At 36.2% G+C, this 17,912-nt stretch carries 18 protein-coding genes and 2 other annotated features; of the genes, 15 read left to right on the forward strand and 3 right to left on the reverse strand.

What is annotated here, in order from left to right:
* Positions 1–76 precede the first annotated feature (76 nt).
* Positions 77–235, forward strand: a complete 159-nt coding sequence (locus BW732_RS11440; protein WP_161485556.1) for a hypothetical protein — start codon at positions 77–79, stop codon at positions 233–235.
* 49 nt (positions 236–284) lie between these two features.
* On the opposite strand, the gene BW732_RS10125 is transcribed toward BW732_RS11440, so the two are convergent.
* Positions 285–653, reverse strand: a complete 369-nt coding sequence (locus BW732_RS10125; protein WP_077276616.1) for a hypothetical protein — start codon at positions 651–653, stop codon at positions 285–287.
* 495 nt (positions 654–1,148) lie between these two features.
* On the reverse strand, positions 1,149–1,970 hold the full coding sequence (locus BW732_RS10130; protein WP_077276617.1) for a MerR family transcriptional regulator: 822 nt from the start codon (positions 1,968–1,970) through the stop codon (positions 1,149–1,151).
* Positions 1,971–2,055: 85 nt separating this feature from the next.
* On the opposite strand from BW732_RS10130, the gene BW732_RS10135 reads away from it, so the two are divergent.
* The 5 genes from BW732_RS10135 (at position 2,056) to BW732_RS10155 (ending at position 7,645) form a co-directional block, all read left to right on the forward strand.
* Positions 2,056–3,084 carry an NAD(P)H-dependent amine dehydrogenase family protein gene (locus BW732_RS10135; RefSeq protein ID WP_077276618.1) on the forward strand — a complete coding sequence of 343 codons (1,029 nt, stop codon included), beginning with the start codon at positions 2,056–2,058 and terminating at the stop codon, positions 3,082–3,084.
* Positions 3,085–3,161: 77 nt separating this feature from the next.
* Positions 3,162–3,402 (forward strand) — a binding site (T-box leader).
* Positions 3,403–3,451: 49 nt separating this feature from the next.
* Positions 3,452–3,695, forward strand: a binding site (T-box leader).
* A gap of 68 nt (positions 3,696–3,763) precedes the next feature.
* Positions 3,764–4,843 (forward strand): methionine ABC transporter ATP-binding protein, encoded by a 1,080-nt coding sequence (locus tag BW732_RS10140; protein ID WP_077276619.1) that lies wholly within the window; start codon positions 3,764–3,766, stop codon positions 4,841–4,843.
* Positions 4,844–5,524, forward strand: a complete 681-nt coding sequence (locus BW732_RS10145; protein WP_077276620.1) for a methionine ABC transporter permease — start codon at positions 4,844–4,846, stop codon at positions 5,522–5,524.
* 18 nt (positions 5,525–5,542) lie between these two features.
* Positions 5,543–6,394, forward strand: a complete 852-nt coding sequence (locus BW732_RS10150; protein ID WP_077276621.1) for a MetQ/NlpA family ABC transporter substrate-binding protein — start codon at positions 5,543–5,545, stop codon at positions 6,392–6,394.
* A gap of 15 nt (positions 6,395–6,409) precedes the next feature.
* The gene (locus BW732_RS10155) at positions 6,410–7,645 is read left to right on the forward strand and encodes a M20 family metallopeptidase (RefSeq protein WP_077276622.1); all 1,236 of its coding nucleotides are present in this window, start codon (positions 6,410–6,412) and stop codon (positions 7,643–7,645) included.
* Positions 7,646–7,679: 34 nt separating this feature from the next.
* On the opposite strand, the gene BW732_RS10160 is transcribed toward BW732_RS10155, so the two are convergent.
* Positions 7,680–8,456: a helix-turn-helix domain-containing protein gene (locus BW732_RS10160; protein ID WP_077276623.1), complete on the reverse strand. Its 777-nt coding sequence runs from the start codon at positions 8,454–8,456 to the stop codon at positions 7,680–7,682.
* Positions 8,457–8,693: 237 nt separating this feature from the next.
* Between BW732_RS10160 and BW732_RS10165 the strand changes: the two genes are divergently transcribed.
* From BW732_RS10165 to rph, 9 genes are all read left to right on the forward strand, one after another.
* Positions 8,694–10,049: an acetaldehyde dehydrogenase (acetylating) gene (locus BW732_RS10165; RefSeq protein WP_228414938.1), complete on the forward strand. Its 1,356-nt coding sequence runs from the start codon at positions 8,694–8,696 to the stop codon at positions 10,047–10,049.
* A 207-nt stretch (positions 10,050–10,256) separates the two neighbouring features.
* Positions 10,257–11,351, forward strand: coding sequence for a hypothetical protein (locus BW732_RS10170; protein ID WP_077276624.1), 1,095 nt, complete (start codon positions 10,257–10,259; stop codon positions 11,349–11,351).
* 139 nt (positions 11,352–11,490) lie between these two features.
* On the forward strand, positions 11,491–12,804 hold the full coding sequence (locus BW732_RS10175) for a hemolysin family protein (RefSeq protein ID WP_077276625.1): 1,314 nt from the start codon (positions 11,491–11,493) through the stop codon (positions 12,802–12,804).
* Between the two features lie 123 nt (positions 12,805–12,927).
* Complete coding sequence (gene tsaB, locus BW732_RS10180; protein ID WP_077276626.1) at positions 12,928–13,647, forward strand: tRNA (adenosine(37)-N6)-threonylcarbamoyltransferase complex dimerization subunit type 1 TsaB; 720 nt, start codon at positions 12,928–12,930, stop codon at positions 13,645–13,647.
* On the forward strand, positions 13,631–14,179 hold the full coding sequence (gene rimI / locus BW732_RS10185; RefSeq protein WP_077276627.1) for a ribosomal protein S18-alanine N-acetyltransferase: 549 nt from the start codon (positions 13,631–13,633) through the stop codon (positions 14,177–14,179). The genes tsaB and rimI (BW732_RS10185) overlap by 17 nt, the downstream gene beginning before the upstream one ends.
* A complete protein-coding gene (gene rimI, locus BW732_RS10190; RefSeq protein WP_077276628.1) occupies positions 14,163–14,636 on the forward strand; it encodes a ribosomal protein S18-alanine N-acetyltransferase in 474 nt (157 codons plus the stop codon). The genes rimI (BW732_RS10185) and rimI (BW732_RS10190) overlap by 17 nt, the downstream gene beginning before the upstream one ends.
* Positions 14,637–14,642: 6 nt before the next feature.
* A complete protein-coding gene (tsaD, locus tag BW732_RS10195) occupies positions 14,643–15,680 on the forward strand; it encodes a tRNA (adenosine(37)-N6)-threonylcarbamoyltransferase complex transferase subunit TsaD (RefSeq protein WP_228414939.1) in 1,038 nt (345 codons plus the stop codon).
* 59 nt (positions 15,681–15,739) lie between these two features.
* A complete protein-coding gene (gene racE, locus BW732_RS10200; protein WP_077276629.1) occupies positions 15,740–16,546 on the forward strand; it encodes a glutamate racemase in 807 nt (268 codons plus the stop codon).
* A 12-nt stretch (positions 16,547–16,558) separates the two neighbouring features.
* Complete coding sequence (gene rph, locus BW732_RS10205) at positions 16,559–17,911, forward strand: ribonuclease PH (RefSeq protein WP_077276630.1); 1,353 nt, start codon at positions 16,559–16,561, stop codon at positions 17,909–17,911.
* Position 17,912 lies beyond the last annotated feature (1 nt).

Here is a 17,912-nt window from a genome sequence, read left to right on the forward strand (position 1 = left end):
AACTGAGAAGGCATCATTAGCATAAAAACACTATATACGTTATAATGGTAATATAAAACCGTTAGGAGATGATTTAATGACCACAAAACGCCATGATTTAGAAGAAAACCGTGAAGCTTTTAAAGACGAAAAAAACAAAGAGACATTTGAAGCAGAAATTGACAAAAATCGTGAGAAAGTTGCTCATGAAAAAGAAAAGAAAGCTGAAAAACGCTTCGACAGAGAACATAAATAAAAATAGCCCTATTGACAAAGAATTTTACTTTTTCTAATCGTCAATAGGGTTATTTTTTTCGTCTTTTTTTCTGATTTATTTTTAAGAGGGAAATTATATCTAGGAGTATAAGGATAGCAGCTAATAAGATACTTAGTCCACCCCAAACGATTAAATCAGTAAAGTAGGTAGTAAACAGTATAGCAAGAATACCAGCTAAACAGAGAATACTACTAGCAAGAGTGTTTGTTTGTGTACTGTTACTAACTGTAATAATACCAGCAATTAAAATTGCAAAAGAGAAAACAACACCAATCAACCCATTGTAATCAACAACATTTTGATAAAAGACACTCAAGCCAATCGTAAAAGAACGATAGAAAACAAATAATGCTAATAAAATGGTTATTAAACCGGTTCCTTTTTTTATTAAAGTCATATGAACCACCTTTATGTTTAGCTATAAATGATAGTAGAACAATCACTGATAACAATCACTTTAGACATTAGGACCAATCTAAAATAATGTTACCTTAGTTTTGAACACTTCGCAACGAAAATCGACTAATAAAACAGTCAGAGTTATATCATAAATGTAAGAAATCTGTCACTTGAACCACTGACTAATTAAAGAAACATTTGTTATAGTTAAAGTAGTCATAATGCATATATGGCAATGGGGGGATAATTAAATAATCAAGGAGCTTATTTAAATCAATCTGTTATTTAAATAAGAATAACACTGTTTCTTTGGGAAATTGGCGAGATTTGAGGATAAGTAACGATAAAAAATGATATGGCCTGTTAAAAACATTAAAAGTGCCGATTGATTTAATTTGAAAGTTCTTGATTAATTTAATTACCAAGATTAAAAGACTTGATTGGGTAGCATCTTTAGCCAAATCAGGTCTTTTAATGTATAACCATCCTGTTTTTAGATTGGAATTTGCATTCGGATAAACATATGACGCTCTAAGTCCTTTGTTTTCGTTTTTTCATAAACGACTTCGCAAATGTAGTCTCCTTTTGGATGATAACCTAGTTGTTCAATCTGATGGTTAAAGTGTTTTAATGTTGGTAATTCTTCTTTGAAAGAATGACAATAGTTTGTCGCATAACTTCCTTTACGTAGCCGAATCGAGTGTGGAAACTGATAGGGAACGAAGATAAATAATTTTGTTGAAATAAACTCTCCAGTAGTGAAATTTTGTCGAGACATAATGGATCCTACTCGATTAAATTGCCACTCTTTCAACCCTGATTTTAAGGCGAATAGTTTAAACTCACGCAAGTAATATTCATACTCAGCTTCTGTCATAGCGTAAATATTGCGATCAATCGCATAGGTTAAAATCGACCTAGAAGCAAAATTTTCTATGGCGACATTAGTTGAGAATTTGTTTTGTTCAAAAATAGTAACGCCTTCTTGATAAGTTTTGAGGAGTGCGAGTTGGTCATTAATTTTTTGTTTTTCCGCTAAAAGTTCTGCTTGTTTTTGTTGAATAACGTCATCTAGGTCAGCTTGAGAATTTGTTTCATCAAGAATTTTCTTGATATCAGCTAAAGAAAAACTCAATTGCTTTAGTAGTTGGATGTTATCAAGAATGGCCGATTGATTGAGATGGTAATAGCGATAGTTTGTTTCTGTATCAACGTCAATTGGGTATAATAAACCAATTTTTTCATAGTGACGTAAAGCTTGGACAGATAAGTTATTAAGACGAGCAAAGTCGCCAATTTTTAATTTAGAAAACATTTTCAATACTCTCCTTGACTCTATACTTACTATAGAGATTATACTATGATTGTGAAAGATAAAACAACTACTAGGAGGAATTAATATGTTTAAAGAAAAAGTTAAAGTCGTTCAGTATGGTTGCGGTAAAATGTCGAAAGTTATCTTTAAATACTTATATGATCATGGAGCTGAAGTAGTCGGTGCGATTGACAGTAATCCTGCGGTTGTAGGTCAAGATATCGGTGAATTTGCAGAGTTAGGCTTTAAGACAGGTGTGATTATTTCTGATAATGCTGAGGCCGTTTTAAGTAGTTGTGATGCGGATGTTGCACTGGTAACTATTTTCAGTTACATGCCTGAAATGACACCTTTCTATGAGTTGTGTTTGAAACATGGGGTAAATGTTTTAACCACTTGTGAAGAAGCTATCTATCCATGGAATACTTCACCTGCACAAACAAATGCCTTAGATAAATTAGCTAAAGAAAATCATGCAACAATTATGGGAACTGGAATGCAAGATATTTATTGGATTAACATGCCTTGCTTAATGATGGCAGGCATGAACTCAATACGAAAAGTTAAAGGTGCAGTAAGTTACAATGTTGAAGATTACGGTTTGGCATTGGCTGAAGCGCATGGTTCTGGTTATGATTTAAAACGTTTTGAGAAAGAAATCGCGTCAGCAGAAAGTTTGCCTTCTTATATGTGGAATGCTGGAGAAGCTATTTGTTCTAAGATGGGTTGGACGATTCAATCAATTTCACAAAAAAGTGTACCATTTGTACTAGATGAGGATGTGTATTCTGACACGTTAGGCCGTACGATTCCAGCGGGGGATGCTATTGGAATGTCAGCTGTTACAACGATTCAGACACATCAAGGTGTTGAAGTTGAAGTGGAATGTATTGGAAAAGTATATCGTGAGACAGATGGCGATATGTGCGATTGGGAGATTACTGGTGAACCAGATATGGTCTTCTCATTAGAAAAACCTGATACTGTTTCTCATACTTGTGCCACTTTAGTTAATCGAATTCCAACTATTTTAAAGGCACCATCTGGCTTTATTACAGCTGAAAAAGTTAGCAATATCAACTATTTATCTCATCCGATGCAGTTTTATAAATAAAAAAAACTCATTTTTCTTTAATTTAATGCTTGACTTAAATGAGAGAATCTTGTAAATTATATTCAACACATAAATAGTTATATCCGTTGAAAAGAAAAGTAAACTTGGAACGCTTATTAGAGAGGCTCTGTCTTGGTGCAAAGAGCTAAGTGAGAAAAAGTTGAAAATGGTCTTAGAGGATAGTATATCGATAGGTAGGTATACTCAGAAGATTCCACTGTTAAAAGGAATACTGATACTAGTCAATTAAACTAGTTGTCAGAGTTGAGGGAATTTATTTCCGAACAAAAGGTGGTAACGCGATACGTCGTCCTTTTACTAGTTTAGGCTAGTAAAGGGACTTTTTTGTCTTTAAAGTAGTTTAAATAGTCTAACGATGACCTGGTAAGTACTTTTTAATTATCTTCAACAGAGAACCTTGGTAGCTGAAAAAAGGTAAGATAAGAAAATTGGAAAATGGCCAGCGAGTTACTTATCCCGAGCAACTTAGTTAGTTGTGAGGCGGTAACGGTCGCAACCGTTAATGTGCTAGAGTATGATGGTACTCGAAGAGGAGTGATAGGTAACTATTACTCAAAATTGAGGTGGTAACACGCAAAAGCGTCCTCAAGTAAACCCTGTTAGTAAAAATAGGGTTTACTTGAGGACGTTTTTTTATTTTACTAAAGGAGGAATTTACATGATTGAATTAAAGAATATATCGGTTACGTTTCAACAAGATAACCTAAATGTTCAAGCGGTAAAAGAAGTTAATTTGACTATTCGTCAGCGTGAAATTTTTGGGATCGTTGGTTACTCAGGTGCTGGAAAAAGTACCTTAGTGCGCGTGATAAATTTATTACAACGACCCACTCAGGGGAACGTATTAATCAACGGTATCGATTTAACAACTTTATCAGCGAAGGAATTACGTCAAGAACGAAAAAAGATTGGCATGATTTTTCAGCAATTTAATTTAATGACTCGTCGAACTGTTTATGACAATGTTGACTTTTCATTAAAGTATACAGGCAAATCAAAAAGTGCACGACAACAGAGAGTCTTGGAACTATTAGACTTAGTTGGGTTGGTCGACAAACAAGCGGCCTATCCGCATCAATTATCTGGTGGTCAAAAACAACGTGTTGCCATCGCACGAGCCTTGGCCAATGACCCCGATATTTTACTATGTGATGAAGCGACGAGTGCACTAGACCCTAAGACTACACGACAAATTCTTGAGTTATTAAAAAAATTAAATAGACAATTGCAACTGACGGTTGTGTTGATTACACATGAAATGCAAATTGTGAAAGATATTTGTGACCGTGTAGCAGTCATGGAAAATGGCCAAGTTGTGGAACAAGGAAATTGCCTAGATATTTTTAGTCATCCAGAAGCAAGTTTGACTCAAGAGTTTATTCGGGCGACAACGCATGTTGATTACGCTTTGGAACAGATTTTGACTCAAGAACGATTTAAAGAATTAGGTGAGCAAGAGTGGTTAGTGGAACTAGCTTATGTTGGTGAACAGACCAATGATCCATTAATTGCGCAACTTTACAGTAAATTTCAAGTGACGACGAGTATTTTATATGGAAATGTTGACATTATTCAGCAGACACCTATTGGTAGTTTGATTGTTTTATTATCAGGTGTCAAAAAACAGCGTGAAAAAGCATTGAACTATCTAGCGGAACAAGCCGTATCGGTCAACCGTTTGAATAGCCACCAATCAGAGACAATAAAACCGTTAAAAATAGTTGAAGGGGGTATATAGATGATGATATTAATTGAAAAATATTTACCCAACGTGAGTCAAATTCCAGAAGAGTTTATCATTGCAACCAAGCAAACCTTATTTATGACATTTTGGACTGCCATCATTGCGGGTATTTTAGGAATTATTTTAGGTGTAGTTTTAATTGTCACACGTCCAAAGGGCTTGCTTGAGCAACCAATTCTTTACCATGTTTTAGATAAAGGCATTAACATTTGTCGTGCGATTCCATTTATCATTATGTTGACGTTACTTGCAGTCGTGACACGTTTTATTGTCGGAACAACGATTGGCGAGGTAGCAGCTTTAGTCCCTTTAGTTGCAGGAGTTGTTCCTTTTTTTGCTCGGCAAATTGAAAATGCCCTCTTAGAAATTGATCCAGGTGTTGTCGAATCGGCTCAAGCCATGGGAACTAGTCCATTGGGAATTATTTTTAGAGTGTATCTTAATGAAGGCTTACCAGCAATTGTTCGTGTATCGGCTTTGACAGTTATTAATTTGATTGGGTTAACTGCAATGGCAGGAGCTGTCGGAGCAGGTGGCTTGGGCAATCTAGCTATTTCTAGGGGCTTCAATCGTTTTCAAACTGATGTTACGGTGGTAGCAACACTGTTAGTGTTAATTTTAGTATTTATTAGTCAATCAATTAGTCAAGTCATCATCAAAAAAATTAGTCATTAATGAAGGGGAGTTAACAATATGAAAAAAATTATCTTAGCAGCATTAGTTGGTGTTTCTTTATTAGCAACTGTCACAGGTTGTGGTCAATCGGAGGCATCAGATAAGAAAAATAAGGAGCAAACAAAATCAACAACGGTTAAACTAGGTGTTGTTGGATCAGATACAGATGTCTGGGATGATGTGAAAAGTCGTTTGGAAGATAAGGGGATTAAGTTAGAATATGTGACATTTTCTGATTATAACCAGCCAAATCAAGCTTTAGCAGACGGCTCAATTGATATGAATGCATTCCAACATCAATTCTTTCTCGATAAATTTAATGAAGAGCATCAAACCTCGCTAGTATCGATTGGTAACACAGTCAATGCGCCATTGGGCTTGTATTCTAATAAGCTTAGAGACATTAAAGACCTAAAAAATGGTGCTAAGGTAGCAATTCCAAATGATGTAACCAATGGTGGTCGAGCTCTATTATTATTACAAGAAGCCGGATTAATCAAAGTCAACTCAGATAAAGGGCAAACACCAACTGTTGGGGATATTACCGAAAATAAGTTAAAGTTAGCTATTTCTGAACTAGATGCCTCTCAAACAGCTAGATCGCTAGCCGATGTTGACTTAGCAGCTATTAATAGTGGTGTTGCTGTTGATGCAGGTTTTGTACCTACTAAGGATGCTATTTTCTTAGAACCGATTAATGACAAAGTTAAACCATACGTCAATATTATCGTGGTCCGTGATGAAGACAAAGATAATAAAGTTTATCAAAAAATTGTTTCGGAGTATCAAACAGATCAAACAAAAAAAATTATTGAAGAAACGTCTAAAGGCTCAAGCATTCCTGCTTGGGACACATTTGGGAAAAAATAAAGGAGTGACCAAATTATGTCAAATCAAACTAGTAATCAAGTAACGTTCACAAAAGAAAATGCCTACAATACAATAACAACATTTATTGAGCAACAATTACCAATCTATCAAGAATTAGCATTAGATATTCACAATCATCCAGAAGTTAGCAACTATGAATTTTACTCATCCGACGTCTTAGTTAATCAGTTGAAGAAAGAAGGGTTTAAAGTCGTTAAAGATGTTGCTGGACATCGAACAGGATTTGATGCGAGGTATGTATCAGACAAAACAGGACCTGTAATTTGTTTTTTAGCAGAGTATGATGCCTTACCTGGAATCGGTCACGCATGTGGACACAATTTATTTGGTACGTATTCAGTCTTAGCAGCTAGTGCCTTAAAGGAGCTAGTTAAAAATGTAGGTGGAGAAGTTAGAGTTTATGGTACACCTGGTGAAGAAGGGGGAGAAAATGGTTCAGCTAAAGGCAGTTTTGTCCGTGAAGGCTTTTTTAAAGATGTTGATATTGCTTTGTGTGCCCATCCAGCTTATAAATATGGTCGCACAACAAGTACCTTGGCGAATGCTCCAGTAGATATAAAATTTTATGGCAAAGCCTCACATGCGGCGGCGGCTCCTGAAAAAGGTATTAGTGCATTAGAAGCATTAATTCAGACGTTTAACGGAATTAACGGGCTACGTTTATACTTACCGAAAGATGTTAATATTCATGGAATCATTACAGATGGTGGTGTAGCAGCAAATGTGATTCCAGAGTTTGCCTCAGGTCGATTTTATTTACGAGCGAACAATCGAACGACTTTATCTGAGGTTTATAAAAAAGTCGAACAGGTTGTTGAAGGTGCAGCTTTAGCGACTGGTGCAACTTATGAGTTTGGTTTGTTTCAAAATGCGGTAGATGAAACAGTGATAACACCAGAGTTTGATGAAGTATTTTTAACGCATACAAAAGATTTGGCTATTCCTTTAGAAGAAATTAATGTCTCTTTCCAAACAAGTTTAGGCTCGTCTGATGTTGGTAATGTGAGTCAAGTTATTCCAACGATTCAGCCAACGGTATCAATTGCTGATACTTATATTGCAGGTCATTCAGAAGAGTTTAAAGCAGCAGCAAAAAGTGAAAAAGGGCTAGCTTCCATTGCAATTGCGGCAGAGCTACTTGCACGGACGGCTTACGATATTTTAGTAGATGCTAATCTTTTAGCGACAATCAAAGAGTCCCATCAAAATAAACTGCTTGCAGGACAGTAAAAAAATAAGCCGACACAATTATGTCGGCTTATTTCTATTGTAAGGCAAATAGCATATCAGGTGGAGTCATTCGACCTTGGAACGTTTTGCGATAAAGTTTTGGGGTAAGGCCGGTCTCTTTTTTGAAAATGCGACTAAAGTAAGCAGGGTCAATGTAACCAACTTCTTCAGAAACATTCGCAATTGGTGTATCAGTTGTTGATAACAATTTTTTCGCTTGTTCGATGCGATACAATGTTAAATATTCTGTGACAGTCATGCGGGTTGCTTCTTTGAACAAACGACTAACATAGCTTCGATGTAGATGCGAAAATTCAGCTAAGGTATCGAGTGAAATTTGGTCACGATAATTTTGATGAATATAAAGCATCATTTGATTGGATTGCTCTTTCTTTGTATCTGTAATTGGCGTGTCTGTTTCACTAAGCAGAGACACTTGATTGAGTGATAAAATAGCGCGATGAATACTTTGTTGAACTTCAATTTTTTTTAAAGGACTGATTAAATAGTCAATCGCACCACAACGTAACGATTTATGCAAATGTGCAAAATTTTCTTCATCATCGATCAAAATAGTACGGACATTGGGTTGCTCTCTCAGGACTTGCGTCTTAACCTTAAAGGCATTTGGCATTGCACTAGAAACATCTAAAATAAGTAAGTTGATGTCATGTTTTTTAGAAATGTCTAAAACATCTTGAGAAGTAAAAGCATCAGGTAATAGTTGGATATTAAAAAAATCTTGATTAATAATTTTTTTCAAAAAGAGTCGTTCCTTTGAATTTGGGGTAGCAATCAAAACAAAGCACATAATAATTCCTCCTTGGACAACTTTTATTGGTTTAGTATACCATAATTAACACAAATTTGTCTTTGTGAAAGTGTCATCTCTAATCATTGATTTAATAATCTTTCTATTTGTGAAGTAGTTACTAAATCACGTTAAAAAATTCCTTTTTTAGTCGCCAATAGTCCTAAAATAAAACGCTTACTTCACTGTATGATATGAGTATAAATTAAATCAAACACATCCAAGGGGGAACCAATTATGTTAATGAATTTTGAAGTAAAAACAGATGAGCGCCAAGAAGTTGAACAATTAATTGAAAACGCAGTGATTGCACAGAAAGAGTATGCGAACTTTACGCAAGAGCAAGTTGATGCAATTGTGACAGCAGTTGCTGAAGCATTAACGCATAAATCAGTTGAATTAGCAAAATTAGCACATGACGAAACTGGATTTGGTAACGTAACAGATAAAACAACTAAAAACTTATTTGCTAGTGAAACACTCTACCATAGTATTAAAGATGTTAAAACTGTTGGGATTATTGAAGAAGATGATGTCAATAAATTATTGAAGGTTGCAATCCCAATGGGAGTAGTTGCTGCATTGATTCCATCAACAAACCCAACGTCAACAACTATCTTTAAATCATTATTAGCGCTAAAAACACGTAATGCCGTTATTTTATCACCACATCCGAAAGCGTTAAATGCAATTATGACAACTGTAGATTACATTAATCAAGCAGCTGAAGCCGCAGGAGCACCAAAAGGATTAGTTCAAGTGATTTCTGAGCCAAGTTTAGAAGGAACTCAAGCATTGATGGCTAGCCGTCAAACAGCCTTAATTTTAGCAACAGGTGGCGAAGGTATGGTTCGTGCAGCTTATTCTTCAGGTAACCCAGCAATCGGTGTAGGACCTGGTAATACACCAGTTATGATTGAAAAATCAGCAAATATCGAATTAGCAGTTGAGCGTATTATTGAAAGTAAAACATTTGATTTTGGTACAATTTGTGCTTCAGAACAAGCCTTAGTTGTTGAAGAAGCAGTTAAAGAAGAAGTCGTTAATGCATTAAAAGAGCGTCATGTTTACTTTATGAATGAAGTAGAATCAGAAAAAGTTGGCGCATTTATTATGCGTGAAAATGGAACAATGAATCCTGAAATCGTTGGTAAAAAAGCAACTGAAATTGCTCGTATGAGTGGCATTGACGTACCAAAAGAAACGGTTATTTTAATCAGTGAGCAAACAGAAATTAGCAAAGAAAATCCTTATTCACGTGAAAAATTATCACCAATCTTAGCAATGTTCACAGTGGCAGACTGGGCAGAAGGTGTTGCAACATGCCGTGAGTTATTATTAAACGAAGGTGCTGGCCATACTGCAATGGTACACACTGAAAATGATGAGTTAGTTAAAGAATTTGGTTTAGCGATTCCAGCGTCACGTATCTTAGTTAACACATTAGCGGCTTTAGGAGCAATTGGTGGAACAACTAACTTAAATCCATCATTAACTCTTGGCTGTGGTGCAGTTGGCGGTAGTAGTTTATCTGAAAACGTCCATGTGGCTCAATTGTTAAATACAAACTACGTTGCATACGGAACAAAATAATTATTACTTTGCCTTTCAATAATTAGTCGTGTCTGTCATAAAAGAAACAATCCTTTACAACTAAAAATGAAAAAAATAAGCCTAAAACTCAATTAGCCATGAGTTTTAGGCTTTTAATGTGTATAATATATGTTTATAAGTTGTTGATTTAAAAATATGTCTAAGTATGATAAGATGTATAGTGTTTTTGTAAGGAGAATTATTAAAGTGAAACGTAAAGAGAAGAAACACAAAGAAAAAGAATATGGTGTCATTGACTTTAGACCAATGACTGTAAAAGAACGTTGGGAAGTCTATGCTAAATTAACTAAGCCACAACGAGAAGTCTTAGATTGTCATCGCAAATTTCTTATTCGTTCAGAATTTATTCAAAATAGTTATTTACAAGCATCAGACTGGGAGTTTATTGATCTTACAATTGATGAAAATTATCCAGAAAAGCATGCAAAAGAGCTGTATTGTCAATGTGGACGCCGGCTAAAGTATCAATATAGTATTCGTTCTAAAAAATCTAGACAAGTTATTTTACTAGGTAGTCAGCATTTCCGTGACCATTTGAATTTACCACACCATGTGGCAAATGAAATCGTGAAAAAAATTAATAATGTCGACGTAGCACTAGATGAGATTTTATGGTTGAAAAGGCAAGGGCAAGAATTCCCTACTGATAAGTGGGAGACCTATCAACAATTACTGTTCTTAAATCAGTATAGCAAGGTTATCTGTTCGGTTAATACACCATTTACTCAACGCTTATTAGCTTTTAAAGAGGCTGATTTACCAATTTATGAGGTTGATTATCAGCACTTAATGGCTGAGATTAATCGTTTACAACAAGAACCTAATCCTGAAAGAAGACGCTACATCACAGATGAAAATTTTGAGCGGTTTAAACAAACCTTACCGTTAGAATTAGAGCGGGATATTTTGTTTTCACAAACTAGTATTTGGGCTAAACAAATCCAACAAAGAATGAAGAATTATAATGATACACCTAAGATGCCTGAAAGTTATTTTAAAGAACTGCACCACTTATTTAATGAAATAGATAGTAATTTGGAGAAAAAAATTATGCTTTTTGCCAATCGTGGAGTGGGTAAATGGATTCAGTTAAGTGTTTACGAACATATGCTAAAAATTTATCAACAGTATGGTTATGGAGTAGATTTTTTAGCGTTTATTCATCCCTTTATGCGAGAAGGATTGGCTCCATATATAAAAAATCATCAAGCAACCGACGGCAAAGCCAATCAAGTAATTATAAAAAAAATAATTCTTCAAGTAACCAATTACCACAGATAAAGGTCACTACCCAAGAATCGACTCAAAAAATCGCTGACGTACTAAAAAATCATAGTCGAGATGAACAATACACGATTTTAAGCCAATTAATTAGAGAATTAGATAGTAGACCAGTCAATACAAAGAGAAGGGGTTAAAAATGATTGCGTTTAAGTTAGTCATCATTGCACTAATGATTTGGGTAACAGCGATTTTTGTAGCTGCAGAGTTTGCCTTAGTAAAAGTAAGAAGTTCAAAATTAGAGTATCTAGAAAATCAAGGTGTGAAGCAAGCCGCTTTAGCTAAGCACATGACCCACCATTTAGATGATTATTTGAGTGCCTGTCAATTAGGGATAACTTTAACGACATTAATAATCGGTGGAATTGGTGAAACGACAATGAGTACAATTTTACGACCGTTGATTAATTATTTACCGATTAGTTCGGCACTATCGTTGACGTTATCGATTATTTTTGCTTATGTGATTATCACTTTTGTTGAAGTGGTGGTTGGTGAGTTGCTTCCTAAGTCATACAGTATCGTTGAGCCTGAGAAGGTTGTATTGGCGATTGCTAAGCCATTACAACTTTTCTACCGTGCGACTGCACCATTTATTAAGCTATTGAATCTATCAGCTAATGCTATTGGACGTCTGTTTGGCATTCATATGGTGGGGGAAGCTGAAGAAACATTATCAGAAGAAGAATTGCTACAAGTAGCAAAAGATAGCTTTCAAAAAGGTGAAATTAATAAAGAGGAATATCAGTATTTGTCACGAATTTTTGATTTTGATGAACGTCAAGTCAAAGAAATTATGGCGAATCGTTTAGAAATGCATGTAGTCGAAAAAGGTATGACTGTCTCAGAAGCGATTCAGCAGATGGTTGAAACAGGCTATAGCCGTTTTCCTGTTATTGATGGCTCGAAAGACCATATTATTGGTTACGTGACACTATCACAGTTAGTACGTGAAGCGTATGTGGAACCAAAAGCCTTGGTCGAAAACTTTATTGAGAAACCGATCTTTATTATGGAAACATCCCCCATCAAAGTGGTCCTAAAGATGATACAAGTCCAACATAAGCATATTGCGATTGTGGTAGACGAGTATGGTGGAACAGTTGGTTTAGTGACAATTGAAGATATTGTTGAAGAAATTGTGGGTGATATTCAGGATGAGGTCGATGCCGAAACACCATTGATTAAATCGCTTGGTAGTCAACATTATTTAGTTAATGGTTGGATTGAACTCGGTGATTATACTCATTTATTAAAATTACCTGAATTAGAAGACCCAAATGGGAATGTGACATTAAGTGGTTATTTCACTAGTAATTATGGCCATGACATTAAGGAAGGTTTTTCTACAGCAATCGACGGTGTGATTTATACTGTCTTAGAGATGAATAATGAATCGATAATTGAAACATTTAAAGTTGTGGATACTCGTCAAAATCCAACGGTTCGTTAATAAATAAAAGAGAAAATGGCTAGACCAAATCAAATCGATTGTGGTCTAGCCTGATTTTTTTGTCTTGTTTTATTTATAATTATGCTACAATAAAGACATCATGAAATAAAGGAACGATGCCGTGTGGTAGTTTTAGGAATTGATACATCAAATAAAGCAATGGGAATTGCTATTCAAAAAGATGGTGTTCTGTTAGGTGAACATTTAGCAACAAATCAAAAAAATCATAGTGTAACGCTAATGCCTGCGATTGATTTCTTAATGTCAGAAAATAACCTAACACCCAAGGATTTAAGTAAAATTGTTGTGGCAAAGGGTCCAGGCTCATATACTGGTTTACGGATTGGCGTCACAACAGGTAAAACTCTTGCTTGGACACTAGGTATCCCATTATATGCAATGTCTAGTTTAAAAGTTTTGGCAGGGAGTATCCCACAAGAACTTGTTAATAATGCGATTATTATACCGATTATGGATGCTAGACGTGATAATGTTTATGCAGGCGCCTATTGTTATAAAGAAAGAGCATTAGTCTCAGTAATTGCTGATAAGCATTGTCATATTACTCAATTATTATCAGAACTAGTGGGTATTAACAAACCATTGCTATTTGTGGGGAATGACTTACCAGCATTTAAAACAACGATTCAGACAGCATTTCCTGATGCCAAACTACAAGCAACGACATTGACACCGCGTACTCTAGTGGATGCCGTCATAGAATCAGAACGTGTGACTGATTTGGATGAATTTGTTCCGGCATACTTAAAGCGTGTGGAAGCTGAAGAGAAATGGTTAGAGACGCATCAGCTCGAGGATACCGATTATGTTAAGCGGGTTTAATTTTTTTAAAAAGCCGTTTGTTACTGAAGGACTAGATTTAATTCAAATGGTGCATCCATCACATCGAATTTTACGTAGTAATTTAACGGATATTGCTATTTTCCAACAAATTATGCGTCAAATATATGATGGTAAATCACCTTGGAGTTATTCGATTTTTTTTATGGAGCTAAGTCCAAGTAGTCGTTCGATTTATTTTAAATATTTAATTAATCAGCAAGTGATTGGATTTATTGGTATTCGGATTCAAGGGATTAATGCGCATATTACTAATCTAGCGATTTCACCACATTATCAAGGTCAAGGCTATGCTAAAGCGCTACTGACATTTATTGTACAATATGTGTTGAAAAAAGATTGCCATGAAATCACTCTTGAAGTGAATCGAATGAATCAACGGGCGATTGGCTTGTACGAACAATTTGGTTTTAATCAGCGTGGGATTAAGCACAATTATTATAAACGTTCAGGTCAAGACGCGATTGACATGATTTATCAGTTGGGATGTGATCATCATGTATCAGTACGTTGATGGTAAGACACCAATCAATCATATGCGATTAGCGGTCGACCTCTTTGATTTGAGTCAATCTGCCTTTTTAGCGAGTGGCTCACCATGGACGGAATCACAGTTTACGGAGTCTTTTGCTAATCACCAATTATTTTATATTTTATTTTACGATGAACAATCTGTCGTTCAAGGGTATATTTGTTGTCAGTGGGTGTTAGATGAGGCTGAGTTGCTATTAATTGCGGTACATCCTGAACTAAGAGGTCAATCAATTGCTAGTAGGCTTATTCAACAGGCCAGGGAGTATTTAATGAAACAAAAAGTAATACAATTTTATCTCGAAGTTCGAGCATCTAACCAAAGTGCTCAAATGGTTTATCTTAAAAATCAATTTCAGATTGTGGGAGAAAGAAAAAATTATTATCATCAGCCAAAAGAAACGGCAATTATTATGGCTACAAAGCTACAGGAAGAGTGATATTTAGTGGAAAATGACATATTTAAAGGAAAAAAACGTCGCTTGATTTTAGCGATTGAAAGTAGTTGTGACGAGACGAGTGTGGCTGTTGTAGAAGATGGCACAAAAATCTTATCAAATATTATTGCGTCGCAAATCAATAGTCATAAACGCTTTGGTGGCGTTGTACCAGAAGTTGCAAGTCGGCACCATGTTGAGCAGATTATTGGTTGTATGGAAGAAGCACTAGTTGAAGCTAAAGTGTCAGTTACTGATTTAGGTGGTGTTGCAGTAACTTATGGACCAGGTTTGGTTGGAGCCTTGCTGATTGGGGTAACAGCTGCCAAAAGTTTTGCATGGGCCAATCAATTACCGCTAATTCCAGTTAATCATATGGCAGGTCATATCTACGCTGCGCGTTTTGTAGATGAGTTTCAATTTCCAGTGATGGCACTATTAGTTAGTGGCGGACATACTGAACTTGTTTATATGAAGGAACATGGTAGTTATGAAATTATTGGTGAAACTCGTGATGATGCAGCCGGAGAAGCGTATGATAAAGTTGGTCGTGTGTTAGGGTTAAGTTATCCGAGTGGTAAAGAAATTGATGAAATGGCTCATCTTGGGGCAGATACTTATCATTTTCCTCGTGCGATGATGAAAGAAGATAACTTTGATTTTAGCTTTAGTGGTTTAAAAAGTTCATTTATTAATTTAGTCCATAATGCGGAGCAGCGTGGAGAAACATTAATTCCTGTTGATTTAGCTGCAAGTTTTCAACATAGTGTGGTAGATGTTTTAACAGCAAAAACAATCCGTGCTTGCCGTGACTATCAAGTTAACCAGTTAATTATTGCTGGTGGAGTTGCTGCTAACAAAGGGCTACGAGAAAAGATGACTGAGGATTTAGCTGTACAGTTACCGACCGTCAAATTGACGATACCACCATTAAATCTATGTGGTGATAATGCGGCAATGATAGGAGCAGCAGGTTTTATTGAAGCGAATAAGCAGCATTTTGCTAGATGGGATTTAAATGCAAAACCAAGTTTAACTTTAGCTTGAGGCTAGTGGATTGTTATGAAATAATGGTGAATAGTTTAAAAGAATAAGAGGTTTATAGTATGACAAAAGAGAACCCAATTGGTTTTTTAGATTCAGGTGTAGGTGGGTTAACAGTTGTCAAAGAAGCGCTACGCCAGTTACCAAATGAAACCATTTATTACATCGGAGATACTGCTCGTTGTCCGTATGGACCAAGACCAGTTGACCAGATTAAAGATTTTACGTGGGATATGGTAAATTTTTTATTAGAAAAAAAGGTTAAGATGATTGTAATCGCCTGTAATACTGCTACAGCTGTTGGATTGGATGAAATTAGAGCGAAACTAGATATCCCTGTTGTTGGTGTCATTAAGCCTGGCTCTCGAGCTAGCTTAAAAGTTAGCCAGACTCAAAAAATAGGTGTGATTGGGACTGTTGGAACGGTTAATTCTAAAACTTATACAACAGCAATCCACGCGAAGGCACCAAAAGCGCAGGTGATTGAATTAGCTTGCCCTAAGTTTGTACCAATTGTTGAAAGTATGGAGTACACTTCAGCGATTGCCAAACGCGTTGTAAAAGAAACATTGCAACCGTTGAAGGATTTATCGTTAGATACTCTCATTTTAGGTTGTACACACTACCCATTGTTAAAACAATTTATTCAACAAACAGTAGGTGACCAGGTAACATTAGTTGATTCAGGTGTGGAAACAGTCAGTGAAGTTAGCATGTTACTAGACTATTATGATATATCGGCTAAACCAAAGGAAAATAATACGGAGCACCGTTTTTATATGACGGGCTCAAAAACAATGTTTGATCAAATTTCACAAGATTGGTTAGAACAGCCATTAATGATATCAGAACGTATAACATTTAATTAGGAGAGTGGTCCCATGAGACATGACAAACGTCAAAATAATCAGTTACGTCCAATTCAGTTTGACTTAAATTACTTGATTCATCCAGAAGGTTCGGTCCTTGTTAGTTTTGGACAAACCAAAGTCATCGTGACTGCGACAGTTGAGGACCGAGTACCACCATTTTTGCGTGATACTGGTTCAGGTTGGGTAACAGCGGAGTATAGTATGTTACCGCGAGCAACGACGACGCGAAATCGACGTGAAAGTAGTAAAGGTAAATTAACTGGTCGAACGATGGAAATTCAACGTTTAATTGGCCGTAGTTTACGAGCAGTAGTTGACCTTGAAGCGTTAGGTGAACGGTCGATTGTGATTGATTGCGACGTGATACAAGCAGATGGTGGTACGCGTACGGCTAGCATTACTGGTGCTTTTATTGCCTTGCAACAGGCAATAACGACTCTGCTTGGGACGGGAGAATTAGCTAAAAGTCCGTTAAAAGAAGCCGTCGCTGCTGTCAGCGTAGGTATATTAGCAGACGGTACAAAAGTCTTAGACTTAGACTATAGTGAAGATTCAGCCGCACAGGTTGATATGAATGTTGTCATGACAGAATCTGGTGAATTTGTTGAAATTCAAGGTACAGGTGAGGAAGCAACATTTAGTCGTACTGATATGAATGAGTTGCTTGACTTAGCTGAGTCAGGAATTCGTGAGTTGATTTATCAGCAAAAAATGGTACTAGGTACGACTATAGTTACGGAAAAAACTAGTTCTCCACAAGCAGATCAGGAAATTTTAATCGCCACTCGTAATCCAGGGAAAGCCAAAGAATTTGAGGCAATTTTTGAACAAAATGGCTATGTCGTTAAAACGTTACTAGATTTTCCAGAAATTCCAGATGTGGAAGAAACGGGGAAAACTTTTGAAGAAAATGCTCGTCTAAAAGCAGAAACTATTGCACGACAATTAAATCGAATGGTTCTTGCAGATGATTCTGGCTTAAAAGTCGATGCACTTCATGGTCAGCCAGGTGTATATTCTGCACGCTATGCTGGGGAAGATAAGCGTGATGCAGCTAACAATGCTAAATTATTACATGAATTAACTGGTATTCCACAAGAAGAGCGTGGAGCACAATTTCATTGTACATTAGTTTTAGCAGCACCGGATAAAGAAAGTTTGGTTGTCAGTGGTGAGTTACCAGGTTATATAGCGACGATTCCTCGTGGCGATAATGGCTTTGGCTATGATCCACTATTTTATGTTCCCGAATACGATAAACAAATGGCAGAATTACCGGCAGAAATTAAAAATAAAATTAGTCACCGAGCAAAAGCGATTGAGGCATTGTCTGAAACCTTAGATGCTTGGCTAAATAAATAGG

Source organism: Vagococcus penaei, from assembly GCF_001998885.1.
Lineage (GTDB): Bacteria > Bacillota > Bacilli > Lactobacillales > Vagococcaceae > Vagococcus > Vagococcus penaei.